Genomic DNA, 6,125 nt, shown 5'->3' on the forward strand with positions numbered 1-6,125 from the left:
AGGGTACATCATGGTGCAGACGAGTTCGCCCGGGGTGCGCAACACATTAACGGCATCGAATTGTTTTGGGGTTATGCCAAAAACCGCTTGGTTAAATTTAACGGTGTACCGAAACAGACTTTTTATTACACTTAAAGGAAACCTAATTTCGCTTCAATCACAGGCATGATGATCTGTATTAGTCTTGCTTAAAATACTGAGAAATCGACCCTTGGGCTAATTTTGCTTCCTAAGCCCCAACCCATTTCGGTGCCCCGCCGGCCATCGGTATTGGTCATGCTCTCGACTTTGATACGGCCTCCGATAACCTTTTGCAGCGTTGCTTTGGAAGCATCGGGAACAACTTCGGTACAAACCCTTGCTGCCTCGTTTTAGGATGTCGGAAACGATGATTTTAGCACTCGCTTTGCCCCCGCGTTTACCTCGGATGATTTTTGTATTGAAATGGGATTCGTCTGATTCTACGGCGTTTTAGAAAGAGGTGTCTGCCCGCATTCGCCAGCAGGGCTCCGGCGTAACTTCAGGTACGGACTATTGATGCTTCCGACACTGATTCCGGTCAGTTTGAGCGGTATCAGAAGCGTTCAAATAGAAGGCGGAAAGCCGTAGGACCTGACGGCATTGGGACTCGGTAATTTTACTGCACTTTTGATACTTGTTTTTTAATTTCATTTCAGAAGTGTATCACTATATTGGGTGACTTTGCTTCCTAAGCTCCTACCAAAATAAACTAAAACTGTATAACTGTTTAAATTAATCTAAATAAAAAACCTGAACATCCTTTAATTCAAATAAAGGTGAACAGGTTTTTATGCATTCGAGATGTAATATATTATTTTACGTAAAACACTTTGCTTGGCTTTTCAATGCAGTAGTCAGTTGTGGCACGACATCAAACAGGTCACCGACAATACCGTAATCGGATACGTTAAAGATCGGGGCATCAGGGTCTTTGTTTATGGCCACGATCACTTTACTGTCTTGTATGCCGGCAGTATGCTGGATAGCACCGGAAATTCCTATGGCGAAGTAAAGTTGCGGAGCAACCACTTTACCGGTTTGACCCACTTGAGCATCATTCGGAGCGTATTCGGCATCAACGGCAGCGCGGGATGCACCGATTGCTGCTCCAAATATATCGGCCAGTGGTGTAAGTATAGCGTTGAATTGTTCGGCACTTCCCAAAGCGCGTCCGCCTGCCACCACTACTTTGGCTTGAGTTAACTCGGGGCGCTCGGATTGGATAAATCCCTGTTTCACAAAACGGCTCAGGTTTTGTGCCGGTGCCGCTTCTATAGTCTGCACTTCGGCATTTCCACCATTTTCTGCAGCGTCAAATGAGGTAGCACGGAAAGTAAGTACTAACTTTGGAGCATCACTTTGTATGGTTTCAAAAGCATTACCTGCGTAAATTGGTCGAACAAATGTTTTAAAATCAACTACCTCGGTTAAATCAGAAATCTGTGGTGCGTCAAGCAGAGCGGCGATGCGGGGGAGTAGGTTTTTACCGAAAGCAGTGGCTGTGGCACTTATATACCGGTAATCTCCAGCTAGGTTGACCACCAACGGGGTAATTTCTTCTGCAAGTGCGTTGCCGTAATGGGGAGCATCTGCTAGCAAAACCTTAGTTACACCGTTGATTTTCTTTGCAGATTCAACTACATCGGCAGCATTATGGCCTGCCACTAAAATGTGAACCTCACCGAGCTTAGCGGCAGCGGTAACAGCATGCAAGGTGGCTGGATTTAACTGTTGGTTATTGTGCTCTGCAATAATTAAAACGCTCATGTTTCGCCCTTTTTCAAATAACTTTGGCTTCGTTTTTCAATTTTTCAACCAGTTCGGCAACACTGCTTACTTTGATGCCGGCTTGACGTGGCTTAGGTTCGGCCACTTTCACAACATTGGTTTTCGGGATGACGTTTACGCCGAGATCGGCCGGCGTAGTTTTTTCAAGCGGTTTTTTCTTGGCTGCCATAATATTGGGCAGTTTGACAAAACGTGGCTCGTTTAAACGCAAATCGGCACTGATTACGGCAGGCAGCTTCAACGCCAGCGTTTCTTCACCACCATCCACTTCACGGGTTACCAATACTTCATTATTGCCTTCCAACACCACTTTGCAGGCAAACGTACCTTGTGCGACACCAAGTAGGGCTGCCAGCATTTGCGCTGTCTGATTGGCATCATCGTCAATGGCCTGTTTGCCCAGCAATAACAGCTGTGGAGTTTCTTTTTCGGCAACAGCTTTTAACAATTTAGCAACCGTCAGCGGTTCTAATTTGGCATCTGTTTCTATATGAACAGCGCGGTCGGCCCCCATCGCCAAAGCGGTGCGCAGGGTTTCTTCACTTTTTTTTCCACCCAACGATACGGCCACAATTTCGCTGATTTTACCTGCTTCTTTCAAGCGTACCGCTTCTTCTACGGCCACCTCGTCAAACGGATTCATCGACATTTTGACATTGTCGATATCTACGTCTGAACCATCGGTTTTCACACGGACTTTAACGTTATAATCCACCACTCGTTTTACGGCAACCAGTGCTTTCATAAACCCTCCTTAAGCCGGGCTCCCGGCAGTAATCGGTTAAACGGTTTTTGCAGAAAAACAAAGTGCCTGTTCTGCAAAAACGACTCACACCGCCAAACAAAATAGGGATTATACCCGAATTAAAGTAATTGCTCTCAAGCATCTGCTGATATGTGAAAAATATTGAAAAATTATATAGGCCGTCTGAAAACGGCTGCCGGCATCACAGATGCCGGCATGATAAAGCTCTACTTTTATCTTCAGACGGCCTCGGCTTTTGCCCGTATGCAGGACAATAAGCTTTGATGCACTTCTTCCACATCAGGAATTTTCGCTACATTGCCGAGGTTCACCGCCCACGGCGAAACCTGTACGCCGGTTTTGGCCGGGTCGCTATCGGTATAGATACCGACCACAGGTGTATCCAGTGCATTGGCAAGGTGCAGCAAGCCGGTATCCACGCCAATCACACCGGCAGCATTATCAAGCAAGAAAGCAGCCTGCAACAGATTCAGCCTGTTGCACACTCGGACAAACGGCAATATGGCTGCAATATTTTCCGCCCGCAGTTTTTCTGTTTCATTACCCCACGGCAGGTAAATGGAGCTGCCGCCGCCGTCATGCAGTTTTTGCAATAAATCAAGCCAATGATTTTGCGGCCATAGTTTGCTGTCGCGGCTGGTGGCATGCAAGGCAACATAATAATGTTCAGGCAAATCTTTCAGACGGCCCTCCGGCGGTACACTCAACCCGAAACGCTGTTCGGCAGGTATTTCATAACCAAACGCCTGCGCAAACAAATTACGGTTGCGCCAAACGGCATTCCTGCCTTTGGGCACTGCATAAGTTTGGTTATAAATTAGAGCCGCCCAGCGTTCTCGCGCACTGTTGAAATCCAAGCCTTTGGCGGGCGCATTGGCCGTTTTTGCAAACAACGCACTCTTCATCAACCCTTGACCGTCTAACACAAAATCAAATTGCTGTCGCTGCAAAATACTTTTCAGACGGCCTATTTCACGCCATGTTTCTGCCCGGCCCAATTGTTTGCGCCATTGCCGCCAGCGCATCTCGTGCACTTCTTTCACAAACGGATGCAGACGGGCAATGTCGGCAAAACCCGCTTCGCTCAACCAATGCAGTTCCACATCAGGGTGTGCGCGTGATAAATCGCTCACGGCCGGCAGCGTGTGGATTAAATCACCCATACTCGAAAGCCTTACCAGCAGCACCTTCATTTCAGCAATCCCGTCAACAGTCGCCGTGTTTCACGTGAAACATATACAAACTATTGATTTTTAATATAATCTGAAACAGCGTTGGCGTTTTCCAGCACCAATGCCCCAGCATCTATCATTTCGTTCCATGCCGTTTCCACAGTTTCGGGAGCAATGCCCCGGCATGCTGCCGCATTCACGACCACTTTCCAGCCGCCTCCCTTTAGAAGCTGTAAAACCGTTGTTTTCACACAATAATCTGTGGCCAAGCCGCCCACGATAATGATTTCCGCCCCTTTGCTGTGCAACCATTCGAGCAGCCCTGTGCTGAGCTTTTCGCCGATATCGTGAAAACAGGCTCCGTAGGGGTGAAATTCGGGATCAACGCCTTTCCATACACAATAATCGTATTCTTTGGCTGATGGCAGGCCGTCTAACAGTTCATAGCCCCTGCTGCCTACAATCGCGTGGGAAACCCAAGTAACATCGGCTTCGGGCAGGCCGGTGGGTTTGAGCATATCGGCAGCATCCGCCACCAACCATTTCGCCGCCGGGCTGTGCGCATCTTTAGTCATCACACGCAAATCTGCCAGCGCAGCCTGCGCGTTCAGTTCCGCCACTATCGTATCGCCCTCAACCACCGGCAGTTCGTTTGGGCATAATGGTGAAAAGGTTTTCTGGGCATCAACGTCTATCGACACTATCATAAACAGGCTCTCGGTTTTCAGCAGCCACCATTATAACAAAGGCCGTCTGAAACCGATAACGCAACAGATTCAAGTGAAACCGATGCGGCATCGATCGTTTTTTGGGCTCAAAAACAATTCTGTAAACTACCGAAGCAATTTAGCTGGTACTGCACTTCTCTGAGCCCACATTTTCGATATCGGGAAAGCCGCAGATGGCAGATTCTTCGGCAAAGGCACTGAGGTATGGCAGCGCCTCTGCAAATTAAGCAGGCTCACAATACGCTTACTGTCTTCAAATCCACATCAGTATCCTGGTTTAAATGCCCTTTACTCCAGTGTTATCATGCACCTTTACCAACGTCTTTCAGACGGCCATGCACCATACCATTACCCCCATTGCCACTGCGCATTCCCCCTACAAGCAAAAATTCGGCATTGCCCGCCAGCCCGGTCTCGTACCCGCTGCCGAAGTATGCATCGAGCTTGCCCCATCGTTCCCTGCCGACAGTGTACGCGGCTTGGAAAACTTCGATTATGTGTGGATCAGTTTTATTTTTCACGATGTTTTAACCGAAGGCTGGTCGCCGCTGGTACGCCCGCCGCGCTTGCGCGGCAAACAAAAAATGGGCGTATTTGCCACCCGCAGCCCACACCGCCCCAACCATCTCGGCCTATCGCTGCTGAAACTCGAGCGTATCGAAACCACCCGCCCAGTGCGCCTGTATTGCAGCGGTGCCGACCTGCTTGACGGTACACCCGTTATCGACATCAAACCCTATATTCCGTTTGTAGAAGCCAAACCCGATGCCGCAGGCGGTTTCGCTGCCGCCAAGCCCGAAGAATTGTCCGTAAACTGGCATCCCCGCTGCAGAGTCGGGCAGCTCACCCAAGCCGACCGCGATTTAATCGGACAAAGCATCGCCCAAGACCCGCGACCCGCCTACCAAGATATTCCAAAACGGGTATATGTGATGGATATTGCCGCCTACTGTGTAAAGTTTCAAATCAAGGGCAGCAGTGCTTTGGTTCTGGCGGTAGAAACACTCAGAGAAACATAAATCACAATAAACTGATCAGACCGTCTGAAAAAATAAGGGGCTGAAGTAGATTATCCCTAAATTCCACACCAATCTTGCGGGATTTTAAGCTGCTCAGACGGTGTACCGAAGTTAAACCGAAACTCACATTCATTCAAGAACAGTGGGAAGGATTTTCGGTCAATACAGTTGTATTTGCGTAGCACGCGCTTGGCCTGATTCCAAAAATTCTCAATACCGTTGATGTGGTTCTGACGGTCGGCAAACGCTTTGGAATGGTTGATACGGTGATGGATAAAACCGCTGACATTCAGCGTCTCGTAGCTGCTCAGGCTGTCTGTATAAACAATACTGTCCGGCATGATTTTCTGTTTGATTACAGGCATCAAGGTGTCTGATTCGGCATTGTTTGCAACCACCGTATAGACTTTGTCGTTCCGTTTCATAATACCGAAAACCACTACCTTTCCTACCGCCCTGCGTCTGCGCCGTCCTTTGCGCCGTCTGTCGAAACAGCTTTCGTCCAACTGTTAAATATCGTGCAAAACTGAGCCAGGGAAACGGGGAGTTGTGCTCCAAAATTGAGCCACTCTCCGTTTGTTATAAACTGCTCCGCTTTATCACACAGCGGAGCCCAACCTGGATGTTATGC

The 6,125-nt window shown here is 48.5% G+C and carries 5 protein-coding genes and 3 pseudogenes; 2 read left to right on the forward strand and 6 right to left on the reverse strand.

What is annotated here, in order from left to right; genetic code table 11:
• Positions 1-220 (forward strand): annotated as a pseudogene (locus IR141_RS11755) (IS1595 family transposase); the annotation flags it as partial.
• Positions 221-260: 40 nt separating this feature from the next.
• On the opposite strand, the pseudogene IR141_RS13585 reads toward IR141_RS11755, so the two are convergent.
• The 5 genes and pseudogenes from IR141_RS13585 to IR141_RS11775 all read right to left on the reverse strand — a co-directional run.
• A pseudogene (locus IR141_RS13585) lies at positions 261-672 on the reverse strand (IS1595 family transposase); the annotation flags it as partial.
• Between the two features lie 165 nt (positions 673-837).
• A complete protein-coding gene (locus tag IR141_RS11760) occupies positions 838-1,788 on the reverse strand; it encodes an electron transfer flavoprotein subunit alpha/FixB family protein (protein WP_135037501.1) in 951 nt (316 codons plus the stop codon).
• Positions 1,789-1,801: 13 nt separating this feature from the next.
• Positions 1,802-2,554 (reverse strand): electron transfer flavoprotein subunit beta/FixA family protein, encoded by a 753-nt coding sequence (locus IR141_RS11765; protein ID WP_135037504.1) that lies wholly within the window; start codon positions 2,552-2,554, stop codon positions 1,802-1,804.
• A gap of 239 nt (positions 2,555-2,793) precedes the next feature.
• Complete coding sequence (waaC, locus tag IR141_RS11770; protein WP_135037507.1) at positions 2,794-3,768, reverse strand: lipopolysaccharide heptosyltransferase I; 975 nt, start codon at positions 3,766-3,768, stop codon at positions 2,794-2,796.
• Between the two features lie 50 nt (positions 3,769-3,818).
• Complete coding sequence (locus IR141_RS11775; protein WP_135037510.1) at positions 3,819-4,454, reverse strand: nicotinamidase; 636 nt, start codon at positions 4,452-4,454, stop codon at positions 3,819-3,821.
• Between the two features lie 356 nt (positions 4,455-4,810).
• Here IR141_RS11775 and tsaA point away from each other — a divergent pair, with 356 nt between their 5' ends.
• Positions 4,811-5,494 carry a tRNA (N6-threonylcarbamoyladenosine(37)-N6)-methyltransferase TrmO gene (gene tsaA / locus IR141_RS11780; protein ID WP_135037513.1) on the forward strand — a complete coding sequence of 228 codons (684 nt, stop codon included), beginning with the start codon at positions 4,811-4,813 and terminating at the stop codon, positions 5,492-5,494.
• A 56-nt stretch (positions 5,495-5,550) separates the two neighbouring features.
• Here tsaA and IR141_RS11785 read toward each other — a convergent pair.
• Positions 5,551-6,003 (reverse strand): annotated as a pseudogene (locus IR141_RS11785) (IS1595 family transposase); the annotation flags it as partial.
• Between the last annotated feature and the right edge of the window lie 122 nt (positions 6,004-6,125).

This window comes from Neisseria sp. 19428wB4_WF04 (genome assembly GCF_015235335.1).
Lineage (GTDB): Bacteria > Pseudomonadota > Gammaproteobacteria > Burkholderiales > Neisseriaceae > Neisseria > Neisseria musculi.

Bases quoted from the DNA above. Each gene is read 5' to 3' on its own strand.
- IR141_RS11775 (WP_135037510.1), bottom strand. From the start codon at position 4,454: ATGATAGTGTCGATAGACGTTGATGCCCAGAAAACCTTTTCACCATTA.
- IR141_RS11760 (WP_135037501.1), bottom strand. From the start codon at position 1,788: ATGAGCGTTTTAATTATTGCAGAGCACAATAACCAACAGTTAAATCCA.
- tsaA (WP_135037513.1), top strand. From the start codon at position 4,811: ATGCACCATACCATTACCCCCATTGCCACTGCGCATTCCCCCTACAAG.
- IR141_RS11765 (WP_135037504.1), bottom strand. From the start codon at position 2,554: ATGAAAGCACTGGTTGCCGTAAAACGAGTGGTGGATTATAACGTTAAA.
- waaC (WP_135037507.1), bottom strand. From the start codon at position 3,768: ATGAAGGTGCTGCTGGTAAGGCTTTCGAGTATGGGTGATTTAATCCAC.